We start from the raw sequence: 705 nt of genomic DNA, 5'->3' as shown, positions 1-705 counted from the left end.
TAACCGGTGGAACTACGCCACTTTCAAATGATGATCAAAAGATTCCAGACGGTTATGAATTGGTAGATGGCAACAAGGTACCAACTGAAATCGCTTTCAATAATAGTAGTCAAACCCCAGACACTACTATTCACTTGAAGCATAAAATCGTCACAGTAACCCCAGACAAGCCTACCAAAACTGGCGATAAGTTACCTGATAATCCAAATCAAACTTATCCAGATGGCATTGACACTACTAAGACAGTTACTAGAACAATCAACGTTCACAAGCCAGATGGCACTACTAAAACTACTACGCAAACAGTAACTTTCACTAGAACAGTAACTGTTGATGAAGTAACAGGTAAGGTTGTTAAGACCACTGACTGGACTTCAACTAACCCAGATTATCCTGAATATACTGTTCCAACTATTGACGGCTACACTCCAAGTCAAACTACAGTTGAAAAGGTAACACCAAAGGCTACTGACAAAAATTCAACAGTTGATGTAACTTACACTGGCAACATCCAAACTATCAAGGTAGTTGTAATCGACAAGACTACTGGTAAGGAAGTAACTATTGATGTACCAACTACTTTTAAGGGTACAAGTGATAACAAGACTGACAAAAATATTACTGACGGTGTTGAAAAGATTAAGGACTTCTTGAAGAAGAAGGGTTACTCAGTCCCAGATAAGATTGATATTCCAACTAGTTTTG

1 protein-coding gene is annotated in these 705 nt (G+C 38.3%); it reads left to right on the top strand.

Translation table 11 applies throughout. From position 1 onward, the window contains the following. On the top strand, nt 1-705 hold a 705-nt coding region (locus tag FC45_RS07455), incomplete at both ends, for a mucin-binding protein (RefSeq protein ID WP_420911455.1).

It is taken from the genome of Lactobacillus jensenii DSM 20557 (assembly GCF_001436455.1).
In the GTDB taxonomy this organism is placed as follows: Bacteria; Bacillota; Bacilli; order Lactobacillales; family Lactobacillaceae; genus Lactobacillus; species Lactobacillus jensenii.
This window is presented reverse-complemented; position numbering and strand designations above follow the sequence as displayed.